The sequence below is a fragment of the Arthrobacter sp. NPDC093125 genome (assembly GCF_044754225.1).
Classification (GTDB): Bacteria; Actinomycetota; Actinomycetes; order Actinomycetales; family Micrococcaceae; genus Arthrobacter.
Map to the genome: position 1 here is coordinate 541,298 of NZ_JBIVOQ010000002.1, position 21,867 is coordinate 563,164.

Annotated in this window: 35 protein-coding genes; 2 read left to right on the top strand and 33 right to left on the bottom strand. The window is 62.4% G+C overall.

What is annotated here, in order from left to right:
• Positions 1-29 precede the first annotated feature (29 nt).
• Positions 30-608: a TasA family protein gene (locus ACIP9X_RS06980; protein WP_400478995.1), complete on the top strand. Its 579-nt coding sequence runs from the start codon at positions 30-32 to the stop codon at positions 606-608.
• A 4-nt stretch (positions 609-612) separates the two neighbouring features.
• A complete protein-coding gene (locus ACIP9X_RS06985; RefSeq protein WP_400478996.1) occupies positions 613-1,731 on the top strand; it encodes a signal peptidase I in 1,119 nt (372 codons plus the stop codon).
• Positions 1,732-1,767: 36 nt separating this feature from the next.
• Here the strand turns inward: ACIP9X_RS06985 and ACIP9X_RS06990 are convergent, their stop codons facing one another.
• The 33 genes from ACIP9X_RS06990 to rpsJ all read right to left on the bottom strand — a co-directional run bounded on the left by ACIP9X_RS06990 (position 1,768) and on the right by rpsJ (position 21,832).
• The gene (locus tag ACIP9X_RS06990) at positions 1,768-2,250 is read right to left on the bottom strand and encodes a sensor histidine kinase (RefSeq protein WP_400478997.1); all 483 of its coding nucleotides are present in this window, start codon (positions 2,248-2,250) and stop codon (positions 1,768-1,770) included.
• A gap of 88 nt (positions 2,251-2,338) precedes the next feature.
• Positions 2,339-3,085, bottom strand: a complete 747-nt coding sequence (locus tag ACIP9X_RS06995; RefSeq protein WP_400478998.1) for a response regulator transcription factor — start codon at positions 3,083-3,085, stop codon at positions 2,339-2,341.
• Between the two features lie 104 nt (positions 3,086-3,189).
• Positions 3,190-4,080 (bottom strand): tRNA pseudouridine(38-40) synthase TruA, encoded by an 891-nt coding sequence (gene truA / locus ACIP9X_RS07000; RefSeq protein ID WP_400478999.1) that lies wholly within the window; start codon positions 4,078-4,080, stop codon positions 3,190-3,192.
• A 31-nt stretch (positions 4,081-4,111) separates the two neighbouring features.
• Positions 4,112-4,681 (bottom strand): 50S ribosomal protein L17, encoded by a 570-nt coding sequence (gene rplQ, locus ACIP9X_RS07005; RefSeq protein ID WP_400479000.1) that lies wholly within the window; start codon positions 4,679-4,681, stop codon positions 4,112-4,114.
• Between the two features lie 78 nt (positions 4,682-4,759).
• The gene (locus ACIP9X_RS07010; protein WP_003803733.1) at positions 4,760-5,770 is read right to left on the bottom strand and encodes a DNA-directed RNA polymerase subunit alpha; all 1,011 of its coding nucleotides are present in this window, start codon (positions 5,768-5,770) and stop codon (positions 4,760-4,762) included.
• Between the two features lie 129 nt (positions 5,771-5,899).
• A complete protein-coding gene (rpsK, locus tag ACIP9X_RS07015; RefSeq protein ID WP_102973678.1) occupies positions 5,900-6,301 on the bottom strand; it encodes a 30S ribosomal protein S11 in 402 nt (133 codons plus the stop codon).
• A gap of 102 nt (positions 6,302-6,403) precedes the next feature.
• Positions 6,404-6,778, bottom strand: a complete 375-nt coding sequence (rpsM, locus tag ACIP9X_RS07020; RefSeq protein WP_400479001.1) for a 30S ribosomal protein S13 — start codon at positions 6,776-6,778, stop codon at positions 6,404-6,406.
• Positions 6,779-6,959: 181 nt separating this feature from the next.
• Positions 6,960-7,073, bottom strand: a complete 114-nt coding sequence (rpmJ, locus tag ACIP9X_RS07025; protein ID WP_009358722.1) for a 50S ribosomal protein L36 — start codon at positions 7,071-7,073, stop codon at positions 6,960-6,962.
• A 71-nt stretch (positions 7,074-7,144) separates the two neighbouring features.
• Positions 7,145-7,366, bottom strand: coding sequence for a translation initiation factor IF-1 (gene infA, locus ACIP9X_RS07030; protein ID WP_011775571.1), 222 nt, complete (start codon positions 7,364-7,366; stop codon positions 7,145-7,147).
• Between the two features lie 247 nt (positions 7,367-7,613).
• Positions 7,614-8,615 (bottom strand): P1 family peptidase, encoded by a 1,002-nt coding sequence (locus ACIP9X_RS07035; RefSeq protein ID WP_400479002.1) that lies wholly within the window; start codon positions 8,613-8,615, stop codon positions 7,614-7,616.
• 100 nt (positions 8,616-8,715) lie between these two features.
• Positions 8,716-9,543, bottom strand: coding sequence for a type I methionyl aminopeptidase (gene map, locus ACIP9X_RS07040; protein WP_400479003.1), 828 nt, complete (start codon positions 9,541-9,543; stop codon positions 8,716-8,718).
• 117 nt (positions 9,544-9,660) lie between these two features.
• The gene (locus tag ACIP9X_RS07045; protein WP_400479056.1) at positions 9,661-10,230 is read right to left on the bottom strand and encodes an adenylate kinase; all 570 of its coding nucleotides are present in this window, start codon (positions 10,228-10,230) and stop codon (positions 9,661-9,663) included.
• Positions 10,231-10,235: 5 nt separating this feature from the next.
• The gene (gene secY / locus ACIP9X_RS07050; protein WP_400479004.1) at positions 10,236-11,546 is read right to left on the bottom strand and encodes a preprotein translocase subunit SecY; all 1,311 of its coding nucleotides are present in this window, start codon (positions 11,544-11,546) and stop codon (positions 10,236-10,238) included.
• Between the two features lie 213 nt (positions 11,547-11,759).
• Positions 11,760-12,248, bottom strand: a complete 489-nt coding sequence (rplO, locus tag ACIP9X_RS07055; RefSeq protein ID WP_400479005.1) for a 50S ribosomal protein L15 — start codon at positions 12,246-12,248, stop codon at positions 11,760-11,762.
• Positions 12,249-12,455, bottom strand: coding sequence for a 50S ribosomal protein L30 (rpmD, locus tag ACIP9X_RS07060; RefSeq protein WP_267275868.1), 207 nt, complete (start codon positions 12,453-12,455; stop codon positions 12,249-12,251).
• Positions 12,456-12,458: 3 nt separating this feature from the next.
• Entirely contained in the window at positions 12,459-13,178 is a 720-nt protein-coding gene (gene rpsE, locus ACIP9X_RS07065) for a 30S ribosomal protein S5 (protein ID WP_400479006.1), read from the bottom strand.
• Positions 13,175-13,558, bottom strand: a complete 384-nt coding sequence (gene rplR / locus ACIP9X_RS07070; RefSeq protein ID WP_400479007.1) for a 50S ribosomal protein L18 — start codon at positions 13,556-13,558, stop codon at positions 13,175-13,177. The genes rpsE and rplR overlap by 4 nt, the downstream gene beginning before the upstream one ends.
• 2 nt (positions 13,559-13,560) lie before the next feature.
• The gene (rplF, locus tag ACIP9X_RS07075) at positions 13,561-14,097 is read right to left on the bottom strand and encodes a 50S ribosomal protein L6 (protein ID WP_400479008.1); all 537 of its coding nucleotides are present in this window, start codon (positions 14,095-14,097) and stop codon (positions 13,561-13,563) included.
• Between the two features lie 18 nt (positions 14,098-14,115).
• Positions 14,116-14,514, bottom strand: a complete 399-nt coding sequence (rpsH, locus tag ACIP9X_RS07080; RefSeq protein ID WP_400479009.1) for a 30S ribosomal protein S8 — start codon at positions 14,512-14,514, stop codon at positions 14,116-14,118.
• Between the two features lie 82 nt (positions 14,515-14,596).
• Positions 14,597-15,178, bottom strand: coding sequence for a 50S ribosomal protein L5 (rplE, locus tag ACIP9X_RS07085; protein WP_400479010.1), 582 nt, complete (start codon positions 15,176-15,178; stop codon positions 14,597-14,599).
• Positions 15,178-15,537, bottom strand: coding sequence for a 50S ribosomal protein L24 (rplX, locus tag ACIP9X_RS07090; protein ID WP_400479011.1), 360 nt, complete (start codon positions 15,535-15,537; stop codon positions 15,178-15,180). Before rplX ends, rplE begins: the two co-directional genes overlap by 1 nt.
• Positions 15,538-15,540: 3 nt before the next feature.
• A complete protein-coding gene (rplN, locus tag ACIP9X_RS07095) occupies positions 15,541-15,909 on the bottom strand; it encodes a 50S ribosomal protein L14 (protein ID WP_003803789.1) in 369 nt (122 codons plus the stop codon).
• A 552-nt stretch (positions 15,910-16,461) separates the two neighbouring features.
• The gene (gene rpsQ / locus ACIP9X_RS07100; protein WP_400479012.1) at positions 16,462-16,767 is read right to left on the bottom strand and encodes a 30S ribosomal protein S17; all 306 of its coding nucleotides are present in this window, start codon (positions 16,765-16,767) and stop codon (positions 16,462-16,464) included.
• The gene (gene rpmC, locus ACIP9X_RS07105; RefSeq protein ID WP_205652791.1) at positions 16,764-17,099 is read right to left on the bottom strand and encodes a 50S ribosomal protein L29; all 336 of its coding nucleotides are present in this window, start codon (positions 17,097-17,099) and stop codon (positions 16,764-16,766) included. The genes rpsQ and rpmC overlap by 4 nt, the downstream gene beginning before the upstream one ends.
• A 2-nt stretch (positions 17,100-17,101) precedes the next feature.
• Entirely contained in the window at positions 17,102-17,518 is a 417-nt protein-coding gene (gene rplP / locus ACIP9X_RS07110; RefSeq protein ID WP_003803795.1) for a 50S ribosomal protein L16, read from the bottom strand.
• A complete protein-coding gene (gene rpsC / locus ACIP9X_RS07115) occupies positions 17,519-18,361 on the bottom strand; it encodes a 30S ribosomal protein S3 (RefSeq protein WP_400479013.1) in 843 nt (280 codons plus the stop codon).
• Positions 18,362-18,727 (bottom strand): 50S ribosomal protein L22, encoded by a 366-nt coding sequence (rplV, locus tag ACIP9X_RS07120; RefSeq protein ID WP_009358304.1) that lies wholly within the window; start codon positions 18,725-18,727, stop codon positions 18,362-18,364. It lies immediately after the preceding gene.
• Positions 18,728-18,765: 38 nt separating this feature from the next.
• The gene (gene rpsS / locus ACIP9X_RS07125; RefSeq protein ID WP_003803803.1) at positions 18,766-19,047 is read right to left on the bottom strand and encodes a 30S ribosomal protein S19; all 282 of its coding nucleotides are present in this window, start codon (positions 19,045-19,047) and stop codon (positions 18,766-18,768) included.
• Between the two features lie 12 nt (positions 19,048-19,059).
• The gene (rplB, locus tag ACIP9X_RS07130) at positions 19,060-19,899 is read right to left on the bottom strand and encodes a 50S ribosomal protein L2 (protein ID WP_400479014.1); all 840 of its coding nucleotides are present in this window, start codon (positions 19,897-19,899) and stop codon (positions 19,060-19,062) included.
• 29 nt (positions 19,900-19,928) lie between these two features.
• The gene (gene rplW / locus ACIP9X_RS07135; RefSeq protein WP_400479015.1) at positions 19,929-20,234 is read right to left on the bottom strand and encodes a 50S ribosomal protein L23; all 306 of its coding nucleotides are present in this window, start codon (positions 20,232-20,234) and stop codon (positions 19,929-19,931) included.
• Positions 20,231-20,851, bottom strand: a complete 621-nt coding sequence (gene rplD / locus ACIP9X_RS07140; protein WP_400479016.1) for a 50S ribosomal protein L4 — start codon at positions 20,849-20,851, stop codon at positions 20,231-20,233. The genes rplW and rplD overlap by 4 nt, the downstream gene beginning before the upstream one ends.
• A gap of 4 nt (positions 20,852-20,855) precedes the next feature.
• Entirely contained in the window at positions 20,856-21,506 is a 651-nt protein-coding gene (gene rplC, locus ACIP9X_RS07145) for a 50S ribosomal protein L3 (RefSeq protein ID WP_400479017.1), read from the bottom strand.
• Between the two features lie 17 nt (positions 21,507-21,523).
• The gene (rpsJ, locus tag ACIP9X_RS07150; protein WP_003803825.1) at positions 21,524-21,832 is read right to left on the bottom strand and encodes a 30S ribosomal protein S10; all 309 of its coding nucleotides are present in this window, start codon (positions 21,830-21,832) and stop codon (positions 21,524-21,526) included.
• Between the last annotated feature and the right edge of the window lie 35 nt (positions 21,833-21,867).

A 21,867-nucleotide genomic window follows, 5' to 3' on the forward strand; every position in this document is an offset into this window, starting at 1 on the left:
TCCACGGCTTAGGAAGAGAGGACACGACCATGGGACGTCGTAGTGCACGTGGACCGCATGCGCCCACTACCCGTAGCGTGAGGGCCCGAGCACTCCTGTCCTTGGGAATGGTCCTGGGTCTCGGCGCCGTCGGGACTCTTGCAGCATGGACGGACGTGACGACCGCTACCGCGACTTTCAGCGCAGGAGACGTAGACATCAATGTTAATGGTTCGGAGACAGGGGCTGTCGTCTTCAGTTCGGCTGCAATGAAACCGGGAGACGTCTTGGTGGCTCCTGTCCGGATTAATAACACCGGCGACCTCAGCGTGACCTATCGCATGGCGACTGCTGTGACGGGGACCGGGTTAGGCGCGGGACTCGCCGTCGAGATCCGAAGTTCAGCCACAACCTGCCAGAACGTTACGTCGAGCGGCGGTGTAGTTGTAAGCACGGGCTCCACCACACTGACTAACGCACTCATAATCAACTCGCGCCCGCTGGCAGCGACTGCGCCGTCCAACACCGAAACTCTTTGCTTCAAGGTCTCCTTGCCGGCTGACGCTCCTGACAGCTACCAGGGTAAGACAGCAGAAACCACGTTCACATTCACCGCCGAAAACACCTGATCCCATGGCAAAGAGTTCGATATCGCCTACGGAGGTGCGGGAACTGTCCCGAACGCACAACAGGCTCCTTACCGTCGGCTCCGTGCTGGGATCCTTGTGCGTAATCGCAACCTTGGCCGGGCTGCTTGTGGGCGCGAAGCCGTTGATCTTCCGTTCCGGCTCTATGTCACCCGCGATAACCACCGGCGCACTCGGGGTGAGCGTCCCAGTGCAAGCGTCAGAGATTCGTGTCGGAGATGTATTGAGCGTCGAGAATACCTCCGGAATTCGCGTCACCCACCGTGTCGTCAGGGTCGACATTAACAACGGGATCGCATCCGTCACTCTGAAGGGCGATGCCAACGGTGTTCCTGACGCGGCTCCCTACACCTTGCGTGAAGCGGATCGCGTCATCTTCTCCGCTCCGCTTTTGGGCTACGTCGTCGCATGGCTTAACAGCTCCGCAGCGGTATTCGCAGGGGGCTTGTTTACGGCCTATCTGCTGTATCTGGCCTTTGGCCAGCGGGTGGCCTCAAGGCCTCCGACGTCCGGGGATGGTGGCACCAAGCTGGGCAGAGCTTCGGCTGGCAGGAAAATCCACCGCCGGAGCCGGACCGGCCGCCATTCAGGACAGGACAAGCGGCGGATTCGACTGCTTGCAGGCACAACCGTGGCCAGTGTCCTCGCCCTTACGGGCTCGGCTCTTCATACAGCCACCCCCAGCCACGCGGCGTTCACCGACAGTGCCAATGCAGCAGCCACGCTATCGGCAGTCCAGCCCGAAGCCCCCGATGTCACTTGCGTGCAGCATTACACCAACGAGGGCCTAGCGGGGAGTACGCCAACGTGGGTCGAGGTGAAGTGGCAGCCCTCAAGTGGCGTAGGTATAAGCCCCACTGCCTACAGGTTGACGACGCAGAAAGCTGGCAGCAACGAGTCTGCGGGTGAGCTATTGCAGCCGGTAGTTACGGTCAGAAATTATTCCACCGGCACTCTGACCGCCAACACCGTCGTCAGGATCTATTCACGATACGGTACGTGGGAATCAATCCCGGACGCTGTAAATCTGAACTACACGGCAGGCCTGCTAGGCGGCATACTTGGGGCAGTTCCGGCGAAGCTGCAATGCCCGACCTCGGGCTAGGTTTTCGTGAGACCCCGCAAGATCTAGGCAAGGTCTTCAATCCAGCGGCAGCGTGATGTTCACGCTCGTGCCGGCGGAGGACGAGTCGATAGCCATGCGGCCACCAACCGTTTCCACGGCCAGGCGCATGAGACGCAGCCCCATCCCCGAGTGCCGGCCCTGCGTCGCCGCCTGGATGTCGAATCCGGTGCCGTCATCAATGACTTTTAGCTGGACCTCGTGGCAGAGGGCGGGATGGCAGACGAATCTGAGACAGACAGTCACCGCTGAGGCCTGGGCGTATTTGTGGACGTTGCTGAGCAGCTCCTGCGCCGCCCGGTACAGCAGCGTGGCAGACTTCCGGTCCACTTCCATGCCGTGGTGCGGTGCTTCCAGGTGCACCACGGTCCCGCGCTCCCGCAGCGGAAGGGTCAGACGGTCAATTGCCCCCGCGACGCCAAGCACATAGAAATCGACCGGATGCGTATCGGTGAGAACGCCTCGGACTGCAACAACTTCGTTGCTTGATAGTGACTTCATGCTTCTACGGTGCTCCCGCACCCTTGTCATTTTCCTAGGGTTTTCCCAGCCACTCCCCCGTTTGAAGGGGCCGGGTTCCGGCCACCTCTTAGGTGAGCGTGTAGCCCAGTCCCCGGACGGTTTTCAGCCACTTCGGCGACCGCGCATTATCCCCCAGCTTGCGCCTCAGGTTCCCGATGTGGACTTCGATGATGCGGTCGGTATCGACTTTCCGGGGGCGACCCGGGCCAAAATCCTCGAGCTGCAGGTGGTCGGCCAGCTCTGCCTTCGTCACCACGCGTTTCCCCTGCTCCAGGATGATGCGGAGCAGCTCGAACTCCGTCCGGGTGAGCTCCAACGCCCGGCCGGCAAGGCGCACAGAACGGGTGACGGCGTCCACCTCCAGGCCGTTGTGATGCAGGCGGCGGTTGCGGGGCGATACTGCAGGCGGCACCCGCGGCGTCACTATCGGCGGGATGATGAGATGCCGCGGCCGCCGGAGCATTCCGTCAACGCGCACCCGGAGTTCGCGGGGCCGGATCGGCTTGACCACATAGTCGTCCGCCCCGGCGTCAAAGGCCTGCACGGTAGCCCCGAGGTCACTGCTTGCAGTGAGGATTAGCAGGTACGCGTGGCTGAACCTACGGATGCGCCGGGCCACCTCGAGCCCGTCGATATCAGGCAGGGCGGTATCCAGCGTGACAGTATCCGGCTGCTTGGCACGCACCAGGGCAATCCCGGCCTCGCCGGAATCCGCACAGTACACCGTGAAACCGGCGTCACTGAGGGTGCCGCACAACAGCGCACAGACATGCTTATCCGGCTCAATAACGACAACAACGCGCCGCTCGTCCATCCCTTACCCCCTGTAAGGACGACATGACTAAAGACTGCCTCCCAGCCTACTAGCAACGCTGCCGCAACTGAGGCAGGACCCTCAGAAGCGGTTGATGTGAAGACTTACTCCCGCAAAGCACGGGTCCGTTCAGCCCGCGCCAGCAGTTCAGCGTCCGACGGATAGGCCACTTCCTCCAGCACCAGCGGATGCGGCGCGGCGAGTACAGATCGTGCGTCGCGTTTTTTCGCCAGCAGCCGCTCATGCAGCCACTCGGGACGCTCCTGCCCCTCCCCCACATACAGCGCCGACCCCACGAGGGCGCGGACCATGTTGTGGCAGAACGCGTCAGCCTGGACGGTGGCCACAATGACGCCGTCCGCATCGCGCGCGAACTCGAAGCGCTGCAGCTCCCGGATGGTGGTGGCGCCTTCGCGCGGCTTGCAGTAGGACAGGAAGTTGTGCAGGCCCAGCAGCTGCGCCGACCCCGCATTGAGCAGGTCCACGTCCAGGGGCGTCTTGTGCCAGAGCGTGTCGTAGCGGCTGAGCGGATCCCACAGCTCCAGCCCGTCCGCGATCCGGTAGCTGTAGCGGCGCCACAGGGCGGAGAACCGCGCGTCAAAGCCCTCCGGAGCGATGGCCGCCTCGTGCACCACGATGGATCCGGTGAGGTCACCGAGTTCCCGGCTCAAGGCGCCCCGCAGCCTGCGCAAAAGTGCGACGGCGGGATCGAGCTCAGCGCCGCGGTTCAGTCCCAGCCACTCGGGTTCCGTCAGGTCGAGGTGGACCACCTGCCCGCGGGCGTGGACGCCCGCGTCGGTACGCCCGGCGACGGTAACCCGCACCGGCCGCCGGAGCACCAGCTCCAGCGCAGCTTCCAGGGTTCCCTGAACTGTGCGCCGTCCCGGCTGCACTGCCCACCCGCTGAAGGAGCCGCCGTCGTACGCCAGATCAAGCCGGATACGCAAAAACCCGCCGCCCCCCAAAACGGGGGCCGCGGGTTTTTGGTCGTTCATAGACTCAAGTCTATGCGAAGGAGCTAGCGAATTACTTCGCGTCCTTTGCCTCGTCAGCAGCAGCTTCCTCGGCGGGAGCTTCCTCAGCAGCAGCCTCTTCAGCCGGAGCTTCCTCAGCGGCCGGAGCCTCTTCGGTTGCAGCTTCGGTCTCGACAACCTCAGCCTCGGGAGCTTCCTCGGCGGCCGGAGCAGCAGCAGCGGCGGCCTGGGTGGCCTCGGCTACAACAGCCTGCTTAGCGGAAACCGGTTCAAGAACCAGCTCGATGACAGCCATGGGAGCGTTGTCGCCCTTGCGGTTGCCGATCTTGGTGATGCGGGTGTAGCCGCCGTCGCGGTTCTCCACTGCCTGCGCGATGTCGGTGAACAGCTCGTGGACGACGCCCTTGTTGCTGATCAGGCCGAGAACGCGGCGGCGGGAAGCGAGGTCTCCGCGCTTGGCGAAGGTGACCAGACGCTCTGCGTACGGCTTCAGGCGCTTGGCCTTCGTGACCGTGGTGGTGATCCGCTTGTGCTCGAACAGTGCGGAAGCCAGGTTCGCGAGCATCAGGCGCTCGTGAGCCGGGCCGCCACCGAGGCGCGGGCCCTTAGTGGGGGTAGGCATAATTGTTTCTCCTCATATGGAAGCCGGTGGGGCTGCGCACACCATGGTGCATCCAACCCGCCGGCCAAGATCTGCTTGTTAGAGCTCGTCGTCGCTGAACGCGGCGTCGTCCTCTTCGATGGCTGCGGCGCGGGCGGCGAGGTCGAAGCCGGGAGGCGAATCCTTGAGGGACAGTCCCAGTTCAACCAGCTTTGCCTTGACCTCATCGATGGACTTGGCACCGAAGTTACGGATGTCCATCAGGTCAGCCTCGGAGCGGGCAACGAGTTCACCCACGGTGTGGATGCCCTCACGCTTGAGGCAGTTGTAGGAACGGACGGTGAGGTCCAGATCCTCGATCGGCAGTGCCATGTCCGCTGCCAGGGCAGCGTCCGTCGGCGACGGGCCAATCTCGATACCTTCAGCTGCGGTGTTCAGCTCGCGGGCCAGACCGAACAGCTCCACCAGGGTGGTGCCTGCCGAAGCAACCGCATCGCGCGGGGCGATGGCCTGCTTGGTCTCGACGTCGACAATGAGCTTGTCGAAGTCAGTGCGCTGCTCAACACGGGTGGCTTCCACGCGGAAAGTAACCTTCAGCACCGGCGAGTAGATGGAGTCAACCGGGATACGGCCGATCTCTGCGTCGCCGGACTTGTTCTGAGCTGCCGAAACGTAGCCGCGGCCGCGCTCGATGGTCAGTTCGAGTTCGAACTTGCCCTTCGAGTTCAGCGTGGCAATGTGCAGATCCGGGTTGTGGAATTCGACGCCAGCCGGCGGAGCGATGTCCGCGGCGGTGACGACTCCGGGTCCCTGCTTGCGCAGGTAAGCAACAACCGGCTCGTCGTGCTCGGAGGACACGGACAGGTTCTTGATGTTCAGGATGATCTCAGTGACATCTTCCTTGACACCCGGAACCGTGGTGAACTCGTGCAGCACGCCATCGATCCGGATGCTGGTTACAGCGGCACCGGGGATGGAGGAGAGCAGGGTACGGCGGAGGGAGTTTCCGAGGGTGTAACCGAAGCCCGGCTCCAGCGGTTCAATGATGAAACGGGAGCGGTTTTCGGAGACGACCTCTTCGGAGAGGGTGGGGCGCTGTGCAATGAGCACTTAGGTTTCCTTTCGGCGAGCATCCGCTATATGACGCAACACAGGTGGTGGAAAATCGGTCTGAGACTTAACGCGCTGGGCTTGCCCGGACCCTTGAGGGTCCGGGCAAGCTCAAGGCAGCGGAAAAGCTTAGACGCGGCGGCGCTTCGGCGGACGGCAGCCGTTGTGGGCGGCGGGGGTGACGTCCTGGATGGAGCCAACCTCGAGGCCGGCAGCCTGCAGCGAACGGATCGCGGTTTCGCGTCCGGAGCCCGGTCCCTTCACGAACACGTCAACCTTCTTCAGGCCGTGCTCCTGTGCACGCTTGGCAGCAGCTTCGGCAGCCATCTGTGCAGCGAACGGGGTGGACTTACGCGAGCCCTTGAATCCAACCTCACCGGCGGAAGCCCAGGAGATGACAGCACCGGACGGGTCCGTGATGGACACGATGGTGTTGTTAAAGGTGCTCTTGATGTGCGCCTGGCCAAGCGCGATATTCTTCTTGTCCTTCTTACGCGGCTTGCGAACCGCGCCACGAGTCTTCGGGGGCATTTCTTCTCCTACAGAAAGTTATTTGGGGGAAAGCCATCGCTGGGTCCCACATATGCCTTGTTCCTGGAAACCGCACCAGCGGTTTCAGGGGGCAGATGGGATTTAGCGAGCCTTCTTCTTGCCGGCGACGGTGCGCTTCGGGCCCTTGCGGGTACGAGCGTTGGTCTTCGTACGCTGACCGCGTACGGGCAGGCCCTTGCGGTGACGCAGGCCTTCGTAGCTGCCGATCTCAACCTTGCGGCGGATATCTGCTGCCACTTCGCGGCGAAGGTCACCCTCAACCTTGTAGTTGCCTTCAATGTAGTCACGCAGCTGGACCAGATCAGCGTCGCTCAGGTCCTTAACGCGGACGTCAGCGCTGATGCCGGTGGCAGCCAGGGTTTCGTGTGCACGGGTCTTGCCCACGCCGTAGATGTAAGTAAGCGCAATTTCCAGCCGCTTTTCGCGGGGAATGTCTACGCCAGCGAGACGAGCCATAGTGGCAGTGCTCCTTGAATAAACCGGAGGTCGTAGGCAGTACACCCGCACTTTCGGTGCGGCCCCAGCCTCCGACCGGGGGTTAGCTGTCCGGACTCTTTTGAGCTCAATGTTCCAGTTCAGCTTGTGCTGCCTTTTATTTACTTGCGTGGGTTGCAACCCAGGATTCCCCGGAGGGAATTTAGCCCTGGCGCTGCTTGTGGCGCGGGTTCTCGCAGATCACCATGACCCGGCCATTACGGCGGATCACTTTGCACTTTTCGCAGATCTGCTTGACGCTCGGCTTGACCTTCATGGCGTTCCTTTGCGTGATAGCAGTTGGGTCCGATAGACCGGCCTTCGGCTGTGCCTCTGGCCGCCCAACGTTTACTTGTAGCGGTAGACGATACGACCACGCGTGAGGTCGTAAGGGCTCAGCTCCACCACTACCCGGTCCTCAGGGAGAATCCTGATGTAGTGCTGACGCATTTTTCCAGAGATGTGTGCCAGAACGACGTGCTTGTTGGTGAGCTCAACACGAAACATCGCGTTGGGCAGCGCCTCAGTCACTACGCCCTCGATCTCTATGACCCCGTCCTTCTTGGCCATATCCTCCGCTAACTGTTGGTTGCCTCAGCCTGCCGATTTGCACCGGGCATGGCTGCGGACGTTTTTTGATGTGATTTTGGCTGGCGCCCCTGGCCGCAAAAGGGCGTGGCGGGGCAGACAACCAACAAGCAACACTACGGCATTTGGCCCGGAATGTTAAATCCAGCAATGGTAGCGCACAACGCGCCTCCGTGCACCACAAAAGCTTGAGTGCATCAGAATCTTCGCGCCTCGGGATCTTCCTCAGTCAGGATCCGTAGGCGGGAAAGGTGCCCGCGGGAGTGGTGATGGTCTCCGCGCTGCTGATCCCGTCCAGGATCGCCGAGCGGACGACGTCGGCTGCCGCACTTTGCAGGGTGATGAGACTTACGTAGCGGGCCTCGTCCGTACTCCGGTCCAGCGGCACCTGCCCTGTCGCCAGCGAAAAGACGACATCGCCGTCCGCGAGGGTGTGGGACGGGTGCAGGGCCCGGGCGATGCCGGCATGGGCAGCCGAAGCGGTCCGCTTACACTCGGCCTTGTCCAGGACCGCATTGGTGGCGACCACAACAAGGGTGGTGTTCAGCGGCGGCAGGCCTCCCTGCTGGTTGGGCTTGTCCTGGTCCGGCTTGTCGAAATCAGGCTCAACCGGCGGACTGAACTTCGTCCCGAGCGCGTTGACCACGGCCAGGGCTCCGACTACTACAGGGCCGTCCGGTGAGACCTCCTCCAGGGTGATCGACGCCGTGCCCACTCCCCCTTTGAACTGGCGGCGGGCGAGCAGTGCGCCGGTGCCGGCTCCCACGTTGCCGCGTCCGACGTCGTGCCCTTCAGTCTCCGCGCCGGCGGCGGCAGCAGCGGCGTAGCCCATGGCCTCATCCGGGCGGGCGGAAAAGTCGCCGCCCCGGCCCAGGTCGAAAATCGAGGCCGCCGGGACAATGGGAACCACGCCGCCGTCAACGGCGAAGCCCCTCCCCTGCTCCTCGCACCAGCGCTGGACACCGCGGGCAGTGACGAGGCCGTAGGCGCTGCCGCCCGTCAGCACCACGGCATCCACGGTGGAGACCAGTGCGGTGGCGTCCAGCGCGTCGGTTTCGTGGGTCGCGGGGCCGCCGCCGCGGACATCCACCGAGCCGGCGGTTCCCGGCGGCGGCAGGACCACGGTCACTCCGCTCAGCCAGCCGCCGTCGGCCTTCTGCTCCTGCCCGACCCGCAGGCCCGGCACGTCCGTAATCTTTCCCTGCGCTCCTATGCCTCCCATGGCTCCCATTCTGCCCCGCCTCCCCCAACTAGGTAGCACATTGGGTCGTTCTCAGCGCTGGGAACGACGCGAACTGCTACCTAGTTGGGCACGAAGGTGCGGGGTTGGGTCAGGGAATCGGCACGGGCACAACGCCGAGCGGCGCGAGCTGGGCCGCACCGCCGTCGGGCGCTGAAAGGACCCAGATGCCCTTCTCATGAACCGCGACGGAATGCTCCCACTGGCAGGAGCGCTTGCCGTCGGTGGTCACCACGGTCCAGTCGTCCTCCAGGACAGCTGTTTCGATGCTGCCGCGGACAAGCATCGGTTCGATGGCCAGGCACAGGCCCGGACGGATCTTCGGGCCCCGGTGGCTGGTGCGGTAGTTGAGCACGTCCGGGGCCATATGCATCTCGGAACCGATGCCGTGGCCGACGTAGTCCTCGAGGATCCCCAGGGGCTTGCCCGGAACGGACGAGACGTAGTCATCCACGGCGCAGCCGATGTCGCCCACAAACTTGCCGGTGGCCAGCGCCGCGATCCCCCGCCACAAAGCGGCCTGCGTGACGTCGGAAAGGCGCTGGTCCTCGGGATCGGGAGTGCCGACGATGACCGTCCGCGCGGAGTCCGAGTGCCAGCCGTCAACGATGGCACCGCCGTCGATGGAAATGATGTCGCCGTCCTGCAGGACGCGGGACCCGGGGATGCCGTGGACCACTTCCTCGTTGACGGAGGTGCAGATGGTGGCCGGGAAGCCGTGGTAGCCCCGGAAGTTCGACTTGGCACCCGCCTCCAGGAGCACCGCCGCGAACACGTCGTCGAGGTGCTTCGTGGTGACGCCGGGGACCGCGGCCGCAACCGCTGCGTCCAGGGCACGGCTCAGGACCAGCCCGGCCTCGTGCATGGTACGCATCTGGGCGTTGGTCTTGTACTCAATCCGTGGCTGGCCGAATGCCATCTGTTTTTCCTCTCAGTGGTGCCCCCGCCGCATGGTTGCCGGCAGGGCTGGCCCTTGGGCCAAAAGCCGGAGGCCCCTCCCGATGTACCGGGAGGAGCCTCGTGGCGTGGTGCTGGCTCAGGCTGCCTGAGCCGACTTGATGGCCTGCATGACGCGGTCGGTGACTTCATCGATGGCGCCGATGCCGTCAACCTGGGTCAGGATGCCGCGCTCGGCGTACTTTGCAACAACCGCCTCGGTCTGCTCGTGGTACAGGTCCAGCCGGTGGCGGATGACGGCCTCGTTGTCGTCGCTGCGGCCGGTTTCCTTGGCACGGCCCAGGAGCCTGGCGACCAGTTCCTCGTCGTCAGCGGTGAGCTGGAGGACGACGTCGAGCTTCTGGTCACCGTTGGCCAGGATCTGATCAAGGTAGTCAACCTGCGCGGTGGTGCGGGGGTAGCCGTCCAGCAGGAAGCCGTCCTCGACGTCGGCCTCGCTGAGACGGTCGCGGACCATCTTGTTGGTCACGCTGTCCGGAACAAAGTCTCCGGCATCCATGTACTTCTTGGCTTCGACGCCCAGCGGGGTCTCGCCTTTAACGTTGGCACGGAAGATGTCGCCGGTGGAGATCGCAACGACGCCCAGGCGCTCCGAAATGCGTTCCGCCTGCGTACCCTTGCCGGAACCCGGAGGTCCGATAATCAACATTCTGGTCATCGCAATAGCCCTTCGTAGTGACGCTGCTGTAGCTGCGCGTCAATTTGCTTGACGGTTTCCAAGCCAACGCCCACCATGATCAGGATCGAGGTGCCACCGAACGGGAAGTTCTGGTTCGCGTTGATCAGCACGAGCGCCACCAGCGGGATCAGAGCCACGAAGCCAAGGTAAATGGCGCCGGGGAGCGTGATCCGAGACAGGACGTACTGCAGGTAATCCGCGGTCGGCTTGCCGGCACGGATACCCGGGATAAAGCCGCCGTATTTCTTCATGTTGTCCGAGACCTCTTCAGGGTTGAAGGTGATCGCGACGTAGAAGTATGTAAAGAAAACAATCATGGCGAAGTAGAGCGCCATGTAGATGGGGTGGTCCCCGCGGGTCAGGTTGTTGTTAATCCACTCAACCCAGGGCTGCACCTGCTCCCCCGCCCTCGGCTGGTTGAACTGGGAGATCAGCGCCGGCAGGTAGAGCATCGAGGAGGCGAAGATTACCGGGATGACACCGGCCATGTTCACCTTGATGGGAATGTAGGTGCTGGTGCCGCCCACAGTCCGGCGTCCGATCATCCGCTTGGCATACTGCACCGGAATGCGGCGCTGCGACTGCTCCACGAAGACAACCAGGGCAACCGTCAGGAGGCCGATGGCCAGGACGATGAAGAACGTGCCAGGACCCTGCGAGGTCCAGATCGCGCCCAGGGAAGTGGGGAAGCCGGCGGCAATCGCCGTGAAGATGAGGAGGGACATGCCGTTGCCCACACCCTTTTCGGTCACCAGCTCGCCCATCCACATGATGAGGCCGGTGCCGGCCGTCAGCGTGATGATGAGCAGGATGGTGGTGATGACGCTGTTATCAGGGATGATCGGCAGCGCACAGCCGGGCAGCAGCTGGCCGGACCGCGCGAGGGACACCAAAGTGGTGGCGTTCAGCAGGCCGAGGGCGATAGTGAGGTAACGCGTGTACTGCGTCAGCTTCGACTGGCCGGAAGCGCCTTCTTCATGCAGCTGCTGGAAGCGGGGAATGACCACCCGGAGCAGCTGCACGATGATGCTGGCCGTGATGTACGGCATGATTCCCAACGCAAAGATGGAGACCTGCAGCAGTGCACCGCCGCTGAAAAGATTGACGAGCTGGTAGATCCCGCCCGAGGTCTGCCCGGTCGACAAGCATTGCTGGACATTCTGGTAGTTCACACCAGGCGAGGGGATGAAGGCTCCCAAGCGGAAGATTGTGATGATTCCCAGCGTGAACAACAACTTGCGTCGCAGATCAGGCGTTCGAAAAGCCCGGCCGAATGCGCTAAGCAAGCGTCCTCCTCAGAAGTTATTAAGACTTGTGGTGCGGATCAATAAACCCAACAACCGAGTCTAACGGTTGATTGCACCATGCGAACAATCCGCGGTGGTGAATATGCGCCGGATGGCGTCGAAAATACGTCCGGCGGATGTGAAAAACTCCCGGTGACCGGGGCCGTGGCCCCGGTCACCGGGAGTTCAACAACGGGCTTTCGCCCACCGGCTCTAGAGAGCGGTGGTGCTTCCGCCTGCTGCAGCGATCTTCTCAGAAGCGCTGGCGGAGAATGCGTGAGCGGTGACGTCAACCTTGACGGTGATGTCGCCGGTGCCCAGCACCTTCACGGGCTGGTTCTTGCGAACGGCGCCCTTCGCAACCAGATCCTCCACGGTGACAGTGCCACCTTCCGGGAACAGCTCGTTGAGACGGTCCAGGTTAACAACCTGGAACTCAACCCGGAACGGGTTCTTGAAGCCGCGCAGCTTCGGCAGGCGCATGTGCAGCGGCAGCTGGCCGCCGGCAAAGCCAGCCTTGATCTGGTAGCGGGCAGCTGTACCCTTGGTACCGCGACCGGCGGTCTTACCCTTGGAACCTTCACCACGACCCACACGGGTCTTGGCGGTCTTGGCACCCGGGGCGGGACGCAGGTGGTGAACCTTCAGCGCGTTCTGCTTCTCAGCAGCGCCCTGCTCTGCGGCGTTGTTCTTGTCTGCCATTTACTTCGCCTCCTCTACCTTTACCAGGTGCGGAACCGTGTTGAGCATTCCGACGGTCACGGCGTCGGCGGTGCGGACAACGGTGTGTCCGATCCGCTTCAGGCCGAGTGACCGCAGGGTGTCGCGCTGGTTCTGCTTGCCGCCAATGACGGACTTGATCTGAGTGATCTCCAACTGGGCGTCGGAGGGAATCAGGTTCTTAGCCATTGCTTAGACACCCGCCTTCTGGTTCAGCAGGGCGCGCACCAGAGACGGCGGAGCGATCTCGTCCAGCGGCAGGCCACGGCGTGCTGCCACGGCTGCCGGCTCTTCGAGGCGCTTCAGGGCATCAACGGTCGCGTGAACGATGTTGATGGCGTTGGAGGAACCGAGCGACTTGGAGAGGATGTCGTGGATACCCACGCACTCCAGTACTGCACGGACCGGGCCACCGGCGATAACACCGGTACCGGCGGAAGCCGGACGCAGCATTACGACACCTGCGGCAGCTTCGCCCTGGACGCGGTGAGGGATGGTGTTGCCAACGCGGGGAACGCGGAAGAAGGACTTCTTAGCCTCTTCAACGCCCTTCGCGATTGCAGCGGGAACTTCCTTGGCCTTGCCGTAGCCGACGCCGACCATACCGTTACCGTCACCAACGACGACGAGTGCGGTGAAGCTGAAGCGACGACCACCCTTGACGACCTTGGAAACGCGGTTGATGGTAACAACGCGCTCTACGAACTGGCTCTTCTCGGCTTCACGGCCGCCGTCGCGGCCGCCACGGCCACCACGGTCGCCGCGGCCCTGGCCACGGTCGCCACGCTCGCCGCGACGGGCACCGCCACGGCGGTCGTCGCCAGCGGCGGGAGCGGTGGCCTCAGCAGCTACGGCTTCAGTCGCCTTCTGATCTGCAGACACAGTGTCCTTTTCCTTGTTTGCTTCCGTCACAGTGACAGCCCACCTTCACGTGCACCGTCAGCGACGGCGGCGATCCGGCCGTGGTACTTGTTACCACCACGGTCGAAGACAACAGCTTCGACGCCGGCCGCCTTGGCGCGCTCGGCTACGAGCTCGCCAACGCGCTTGGCCTTGGCGGTCTTGTCACCGTCGAATGCACGAAGGTCGGCTTCCAGTGTGGATGCGCTCGCTACGGTCTGGCCGATGGTGTCGTCGACAACCTGGACAAATACGTGGCGTGCGGAGCGGTTGACGACCAGACGGGGACGTACAGCCGTTCCGGAAATGCGCTTGCGGATACGAAGCTGGCGGCGGCTGCGCGAAGCAGACTTGCTCTTGTTCGTACGCTTCTTGTTAATTGAGATGGCCATGGTTACTTACCAGCCTTTCCGACCTTGCGGCGGATGACTTCGCCGGCGTAGCGAATGCCCTTGCCCTTGTAGGGGTCCGGCTTGCGCAGCTTGCGAATGTTGGCAGCAACCTCGCCGACCTGCTGCTTGTTGATGCCTGAGACAGAGAGCTTGGTCGGCCCCTCTACTGCAAAGGTGATGCCGGCCGGTGCCGTAACGCTGACCGGGTGGCTGTAGCCGAGAGCGAACTCCAGGTCAGATCCCTTGGCCTGAACGCGGTAACCGGTACCAACGATTTCAAGCTTCTTTTCGTAGCCAGCCGTGACGCCCTGGATCATGTTGGAGATCAGGGTGCGGGTCAGGCCGTGCAGCGAACGGGAGGCGCGCTCGTCGTTCGGGCGGGTGACGGTCAGGGTGTTGTCGTCCAGAGCAACCTCGATCGGGCTGGCCACAGTGTGGCTCAGCTCGCCCTTGGAACCCTTGACGCTGACGACAGAGCCGTCAACCTTGACCTCAACGCCGGCAGGAACGGTGATGGGGAGACGTCCAATACGTGACATTATTCTCTTCCTTTCCCGTTACCAGACGTAGGCGAGGACTTCGCCGCCCACGCCCTTCTTGCCGGCCTGCTTGTCAGTCAGGAGTCCGGAAGAGGTGGACAGAATTGCGATACCCAGGCCACCCAGCACGTGCGGCAGGTTGGTGGACTTCGCGTAAACGCGGAGACCGGGCTTGGAGATACGACGGACACCGGCGATCGAACGCTCGCGGTTGGGACCGAACTTCAGCTCGAGGGTCAGCTTCTTGCCGACTTCAGCTTCCTCTTCCTTCCAGCCGGCGATGAAACCTTCGGCCTTGAGGATGTCGGCAACGCGTGCCTTGAGCTTGCTGTAAGGCATAGACACGGAGTCGTGGTATGCCGAGTTTGCATTGCGCAGACGCGTAAGCATGTCTGCGACAGGATCTGTCATTGTCATTTGGGCTCTTGCCCTTCCTCGTAACGGTTTCCTTCGCGCCGATCCTCGCGGATCAGTGCAACCGGACCTTTTACGTAGTTAATTAAGCTTCGGTTTTGAACGGGAAACCAAGCGCCTTGAGCAGCGCGCGGCCTTCGTCGTCGGTCTTGGCGGTGGTCACAACCGTGATGTCCATACCGCGGGTGCGGTCGATGGAGTCCTGGTCGATCTCGTGGAACATAACCTGCTCGGTCAGACCGAAGGTGTAGTTGCCGTTGCCATCAAACTGCTTGCCGCTGAGGCCGCGGAAGTCGCGGATACGGGGCAGGGCCAGCGTGACCAGACGGTCCACGAATTCCCACATGCGGTCGCCACGCAGGGTTGCGTGTGCACCAATGGGCATGCCTTCGCGCAGCTTGAACTGGGCGATCGACTTGCGGGCCTTGGTAACCTGCGGCTTCTGGCCGGTGATCAGGGTGAGGTCGCGGACAGCGCCGTCGATCAGCTTGGAGTCCTTGGCGGCATCTCCAACACCCATGTTCACAACAACCTTGACCAGACGGGGAACCTGGTTGACGTTCTCGTACTTGAATTCTTCCTGCAGCGCAGACTTGATGGTTTCTGCGTACTTGGTCTTCAGACGAGGAACGATCTTCGTTGCCGGAGTCTCGAGAGTCTCAGTCATTAGATGTCCTTCCCGGAGCTCTTGGCCACGCGGATACGGACGGTCTTCTGGACGCCGTCCTTCTCAACGGTGTCGAGGCGGAAACCGACGCGGGTCGGCTTCTTGGTCGACGGGTCTACGAGAGCCACGTTGGAGATGTGGATCGGAGCCTCAACGACCTCGATGCCACCGGTCTTGGTGCCGCGCTGCGACTGACCGACCTTGGTGTGCTTGGTTACGCGGTTGATGCCCTCAACCAGCACGCGGTTGGTGTCGGGGAAGACGCGCAGAACCTTGCCCTGCTTGCCACGGTCGCCGCCGCGCTCAGCCTTGGCGCCAGTGATGACCTGAACGAGGTCACCCTTCTTGATCTTAGCCATGGACTAGAGCACCTCCGGAGCCAGAGAAACGATCTTCATGAACTTCTTGTCACGGAGCTCACGACCAACCGGTCCGAAGATACGGGTGCCGCGGGGGTCACCGTCGTTCTTCAGGATCACAGCTGCGTTCTCGTCAAACTTGATGTAGGAACCATCCGCACGGCGGCGTTCCTTCTTGGTACGGACGATGACAGCCTTGACGACGTCGCCCTTCTTTACGTTGCCGCCCGGGATTGCGTCCTTGACGGTGGCGACGATGACGTCGCCGATGCCTGCGTAGCGACGGCCAGATCCACCGAGAACGCGAATGGTAAGAATTTCCTTAGCACCCGTGTTGTCGGCGACCTTGAGTCGCGACTCCTGCTGAATCACTATTTACTCCTTGCGTCGCGCCGGTTCTCAGACCGAAAATCTTCCCACGGAATGAGCCTTGCGGAACGGTTGATCGGGGTGTCTCTTGACCTGCCTGGATTTTGCCAGACCAGGCCTAAACGCCCGTGCCAAAAACATTTGCTTCCCAAGAGGGTCCGGACGCAGTCCAGGCGCAAGGGGGCACTATGCCGTGGCACGATTGTTTACGAGGTTTGCTGACGGCACACAAAAGGCGCCATACAAACTCAAAATCTTAGCACAGATTGGGCCCATCCCCATATCACAGCTGCGGCCCGGCTGTTAAGCCGGCCAGCCGCCGTCGGGCTTTCCAGGCAGACCGCCCCGCCTGAGGGGGGCGCGAACGTACACTTGTGGCCCCAAACACGGGGGCTTTTGGGGCCACAAGTGTACGTTCGCGCGGAGTGGTGGCCGCGTAGTGGTCGCTGCTGCGTAGTTGTGGCACGGCGCGGACATGGCTACAAACGGGGAAACCCCCGCTCCCAAAAGGGAACGGGGGTTTCCTGCGCAACTGCTAAAACGCAGCTGCAGGTGTTACTTGGCCTTTTCGAGGATCTCGACCAGGCGCCACCGCTTGCTGGCGGACAGCGGGCGGGTCTCGGCGATCACAACGAGGTCGCCGATGCCGGCGGTGTTCTCTTCGTCGTGGGCCTTCACCTTCGACGTGCGGCGGATGACCTTGCCGTACAGGGCGTGCTTCACGCGGTCCTCAACCTGGACAACGATGGTCTTTTCCATCTTGTCCGAGACCACGTAGCCGCGACGCATCTTACGGTAACCGCGCTCGGCAGCTGCCGTTGCGGAACCAGTTTCCGTCACGTTCTCGTCCTTTTCACTCACTTGGCGTCCTCCTCAGTCTCAGCTTCGGCCGGCTTCTCAGCCTTCTCAGCCTTGGCTGCGGACTTCTTGGACTTCTTCTCTTCCTTGGCTTCCGCAACCGGTGCGGCAACCTCGGCACGAATGCCCAGCTCGCGCTCACGGAGAACGGTGTAGATGCGTGCGATGTCCTTCTTTACCGCGCGCAGACGACCGTGGTTCTCCAGCTGACCGGTGGCGGACTGGAAACGCAGGTTGAACAGCTCTTCCTTGGACTTGCGGAGTTCTTCAACGAGACGCTCGTTGTCGAAACCGTCCAGCTGTGCGGGTGCGAGATCCTTCGACCCTACTGCCATTTCTACTCACCACCTTCGCGACGCACAATGCGTGCCTTCAACGGCAGCTTGTGGATTGCCAGGCGCAGGGCCTCGCGAGCTACCTCTTCATTGACACCGGAGAGTTCGAAGAGAACCCGGCCCGGCTTGACGTTGGCGACCCACCACTCCGGGGAACCCTTACCGGAACCCATGCGGGTTTCGGCCGGCTTCTTGGTCAGCGGACGGTCCGGGTAGATGTTGATCCAGACCTTACCGCCACGCTTGATGTGGCGGGTCATCGCGATACGGGCAGACTCGATCTGACGGTTCGTGACGTATGCCGGGCTCAGGGCCTGGATACCGTACTCACCGAAGGAGACCTTGGTGCCGCCCGTGGCAGCGCCGGAACGACCCGGGTGGTGCTGCTTACGGTGCTTGACTCGACGTGGGATAAGCATTTAAGCCTGTCCTCCTTCTGCTGCCTGTGCCGGAGCGGCAGAAGCAGCCTCGGCTGCCGGAGCTGCAGCAGCAGGAGCTGCGTCGGCTGCCGGACGGTCGGTACGACGGCGGCGGTCACCACGGTCAGCGCCACCCGGGCGGCCCGGACGGTCGCCGGAGCGTCCGCGGGACGGGGCAGCAGCTGCCTGCTGGGCCAGTTCCTTGGAGGTGACATCGCCCTTGTAGATCCAGACCTTCACGCCGATGCGGCCGAAGGTGGTCTTGGCTTCGTAGAAGCCGTAGTCGATGTTCGCGCGGAGGGTGTGCAGGGGCACACGGCCTTCGCGGTAGAACTCCGAGCGGGACATTTCTGCGCCACCCAGACGGCCCGAGCAAGCGATACGGATACCCTTGGCACCGGCACGCTGTGCGGACTGCATGGCCTTCTTCATCGCACGGCGGAAAGCCACGCGGGAAGTCAGCTGCTCAGCAACGCCCTGGGCAACAAGCTGGGCTTCCATCTCGGGGTTCTTGACCTCGAGGATGTTCAGCTGGACCTGCTTGCCGGTGAGCTTTTCGAGCTCGCCGCGGATGCGGTCTGCTTCAGCGCCGCGGCGGCCGATGACGATGCCCGGACGTGCCGTGTGGATGTCCACGCGGACGCGGTCACGGGTGCGCTCGATCTCGACCTTGGCGATGCCGGCGCGCTCCATGCCCGTGGACATGAGCTGGCGGATACGGATATCTTCGCGAACGAAGTCCTTGTACCGCTGGCCGGACTTGGTGCTGTCAGCGAACCAGTGCGATACGTGATCGGTGGTGATGCCGAGTCGGAACCCGTGCGGGTTTACTTTCTGTCCCACTTAGCGAGCCTCCTCTTTCTCCGGGGTAGCGACTACCACGGTGATGTGGCTGGTGCGCTTCTTGATCTGAAATGCACGACCCTGAGCACGCGGCTGGAACCGCTTCATGGTCGGGCCTTCATCAACAAACGCTTCGCTGATGATGAGGTCGCCTTCGTCAAACGCCACGCCGTCGCGGTCCGCGAGGACCCGGGCGTTGGAGATTGCCGACTGAACTACCTTGAATACCGGCTCCGAAGCTGCCTGGGGGGCAAACTTCAGAATTGCCAGAGCCTCATTCGCTTGCAAACCACGAACAAGGTTGACGACGCGCCGGGCCTTCATAGGCGTTACGCGGATGTGACGCGCAATTGCCTTGGCTTCCATTGCTTTCCTTCTCTCGTCTTTGACGTAAGTGCAGGCGCCTAGCGGCGCTTGCCCTTACGGTCGTCCTTGACATGGCCGCGGAATGTCCGCGTCGGAGCGAATTCGCCGAGCTTGTGCCCGACCATCGACTCGGTGACAAACACCGGGATGTGCTTGCGTCCGTCGTGCACGGCGATCGTGTGCCCGAGCATGTCGGGGATGATCATCGAACGGCGGGACCAGGTCTTGATGACGTTCTTGGTGCCCTTTTCGTTTTCCCTTGCTACCTTCACAAAGAGGTGCTGGTCAACGAAAGGACCTTTTTTCAGGCTGCGTGGCATGTGTCCAGGCTCCTATCGCTTGTTCTTGCCAGTACGACGGCGACGAACAATAAGCTTGTCGCTCTCTTTGTTGGGACGGCGGGTACGGCCTTCAGGCTTACCGTTCGGGTTGACCGGGTGACGACCACCGGAAGTCTTACCTTCACCACCACCATGCGGGTGATCGACCGGGTTCATGGCGACACCACGGACGGTCGGGCGAACGCCCTTCCACCGCTTACGGCCGGCCTTGCCCCAGTTGATGTTCGACTGCTCGGCATTGCCGACCTCGCCGATCGTTGCGCGGCAGCGCACGTCGACGTTGCGGATTTCGCCGGAGGGCAGACGCAGCTGGGCGAAGCGGCCTTCCCTGGCGACAAGCTGAACAGAAGCGCCAGCGGAACGGGCCATCTTGGCGCCGCCACCCGGACGCAGTTCAACTGCGTGGATCACGGTACCGACGGGGATGTTGCGCAGGGGCAGGTTGTTGCCAGGCTTGATGTCAGCGTTGGCGCCGGCCTCGACGAAGTCGCCCTGGGAGAGCTTGTTCGGGGCGATGATGTAACGCTTGGTGCCATCAACGTAGTGCAGGAGGGCGATGCGAGCCGTGCGGTTCGGATCGTACTCGATTTCTGCAACGCGGGCATTGACGCCGTCCTTGTCGTGGCGGCGGAAGTCGATCAGACGGTACTGACGCTTGTGTCCACCACCCTTGTGACGGGTCGTGATCTTACCGGTGTTGTTACGGCCGCCCTTTTTGGGCAGCGGACGTACCAACGACTTTTCCGGCGTCGACCGCGTGATTTCGGTGAAGTCCGCTACGCTCGAGCCGCGACGGCCCGGGGTAGTCGGCTTGTATTTACGGATTCCCATAATTCATTTCCTCGTTAAAGTGGTCTCCGCTACGCGAGCGGACCGCCGAAGATGTCGATAGTGCCTTCTTTGAGGGTGACAATCGCACGCTTGGTGTTCTTGCGGGTTCCCCATCCGAATTTGGTCCGCTTGCGCTTACCGGCACGGTTGATGGTGTTGATCGATTCGACCTTGACGGAGAAAATCTTCTCCACGGCCAGCTTGATCTCGGTCTTGTTCGAGCGGGGGTCCACCAGGAAGGTGTACTTGCCCTCGTCGATCAGGCCGTAGCTCTTTTCCGACACGACGGGTGCAATGACGACGTCGCGGGGATCTTTGATGGTGGCTGCGCTCACTTGGCATCCTCCTCGTTCTTTGCAGCCTTGTCAGCAACGAATGCTTCGTAGGCAGCCTTGGTGAAGACTACGTCGTCAGAAACGAGAACGTCGTAGGTGTTCAGCTGATCTACGTACAGAACGTGAACTTCCTCGATGTTGCGCACGGACAGTGCAGCAACATCGTTCGCGCGCTCAATGACAACGAGCAGGTTCTTGCGCTCGGAAACGCCGCGCAGCGTGGCCAGTGCTTCCTTGGTGGACGGCGCGGAGCCGGCAACCAGTTCAGCAACGACGTGGATGCGTCCGTTACGGGCGCGGTCAGACAGTGCGCCGCGCAGTGCAGCAGCAATCATCTTCTTGGGGGTGCGCTGGCTGTAGTCGCGCGGGGTCGGGCCGTGGACAATGCCACCGCCGGTCATGTGAGGAGCGCGGATCGAACCCTGACGGGCGCGGCCGGTACCCTTCTGCTTGAACGGCTTGCGGCCTGCACCGGAAACTTCGGCGCGGGTCTTGGTCTTGTGGGTACCCTGGCGAGCAGCAGCGAGCTGTGCAACGACGACCTGGTGCAGCAGCGGCACGTTGGTCTGAACGTCGAAGATCTCTGCAGGCAGGTCAACCTGGACAGTGTTAGCCATTGAACTAGGCTCCCTTCACGGCGGTGCGTACGAGTACGACCTGGCCGCGGGCACCGGGAACGGCGCCCTTGATCAGGAGCAGCGACTTCTCGACGTCAACCGCGTGAACGGTGAGGTTCAGCGTGGTGTGACGAACGGCGCCCATGCGGCCGGCCATTTTCATGCCCTTGAAGACGCGGCTCGGGGTGGATGCGCCACCGATTGAACCGGGCTTACGGTGGTTCTTGTGGGCACCGTGGGAAGCTCCAACGCCGTGGAAGCCGTGACGCTTCATAACACCGGCGAAGCCCTTACCCTTGGTGGTGCCGATGACGTCGATCTTCTGGCCGGCTTCGAAGACCTCTACAGAGAGCTCCTGGCCCAGCTCGTACTCGGCAGCATCTGCGGTACGGAGTTCGACGACGTGGCGGCGAGGCGTGACGCCTGCCTTCTCAAAGTGACCAGCCAGCGGCTTGGTGACCTTGCGGGGATCGATCTGGCCGTAGCCGATCTGAACGGCGACATAGCCATCAGCGTCTGCATTGCGCAGCTGGGTGATGACGTTCGAGTCAGCCTGGACAACAGTGACGGGGATGAGCTTGTTGTTCTCGTCCCAGACCTGGGTCATGCCGAGCTTCGTGCCCAGCAGGCCCTTTACGTTACGGGTTGCGGTCATAGTTTCTCAGCACCTCCCTACAGCTTGATTTCGATGTTCACGTCGGCCGGCAGGTCGAGACGCATGAGCGAGTCAACAGCCTTGGGCGTGGGGTCGATGATGTCGATCAGACGCTTGTGCGTGCGCATTTCAAAGTGCTCGCGGCTGTCCTTGTACTTGTGGGGAGAGCGGATTACGCAGTAAACGTTCTTCTCCGTCGGCAGCGGCACGGGGCCCACTACCGTTGCGCCTGCGCGCGTGACCGTCTCAACGATCTTCCGTGCTGAAACGTCAATGACCTCGTGGTCGTATGACTTCAGCCGGATGCGGATTTTTTGTCCCGCCATGTCGCCTGACTCTCTTTCAGTCGTGCTTCCCCGGG